Annotated in this window: 1 protein-coding gene and 2 pseudogenes; 1 reads left to right on the top strand and 2 read right to left on the bottom strand. The window is 39.2% G+C overall.

Annotated features, from left to right (window positions below; genetic code table 11):
• Both KH893_RS11585 and KH893_RS13100 read right to left on the bottom strand, forming a co-directional pair.
• A pseudogene (locus KH893_RS11585) lies at positions 1-207 on the bottom strand (LysR family transcriptional regulator); the annotation flags it as partial.
• Between the two features lie 6 nt (positions 208-213).
• Positions 214-312: a LysR family transcriptional regulator gene (locus tag KH893_RS13100; RefSeq protein WP_345803740.1), complete on the bottom strand. Its 99-nt coding sequence runs from the start codon at positions 310-312 to the stop codon at positions 214-216.
• A 114-nt stretch (positions 313-426) separates the two neighbouring features.
• Between KH893_RS13100 and KH893_RS11590 the strand changes: the two are divergent.
• A pseudogene (locus KH893_RS11590) lies at positions 427-566 on the top strand (UbiD family decarboxylase); the annotation flags it as partial.

Raw genomic sequence — 566 nt, forward strand, 5'->3', positions numbered from 1 at the left:
TTGCGACATTACTGGAACGCTGCCGATTTGCAGATTTCCTCTTTTTAGTTCGCGATAAGCATCAAGCTCTTGTTCAAGTTCGTCATAACTTGCGACAATACTTTTTGCATAGCGATAAAATATTTTTCCACTTTCAGTTATAAGAATCTGACGTCTATTTTCAGTGCTGATAAGTTCACTGCCAACTTCTTGTTGAATAGCCTGCAAACGTTTTTACAGGGCCGATTGAGTCATTGAGAGTTCGACGGCAGCAGTTGAAAAACTGTGTAACCGACAAACCAGCATGAACGATTTTAAGTCATCAATTGTCATCGTTTATCTCCGGTATTATTCTATCTGATCATAATATTAGTCGAAAGCGGATTTGATCACAACTTCACGATTTTCTATGATTGAAAATGTAAGCGATATCAGGAGGCTTATAATATGACAGAACAGTTATGGGACTTGAGAAGAGTTCTTGATGAAATTAAAGATGATCCGCAACAATACCATGCAACTGATGTTGAAGTTGATCCGGATGCTGAATTGTCCGGTGTTTATCGCTACATCGGTGCTGGCGGTAC

The organism is Liquorilactobacillus sicerae, from assembly GCF_029916425.1.
Taxonomy (GTDB): Bacteria; Bacillota; Bacilli; order Lactobacillales; family Lactobacillaceae; genus Liquorilactobacillus; species Liquorilactobacillus sicerae.

What these genes read in the sequence shown, in the direction of transcription:
- KH893_RS13100 (WP_345803740.1), bottom strand. Translation starts at nt 312, where the DNA reads ATGACAATTGATGACTTAAAATCGTTCATGCTGGTTTGTCGGTTACAC.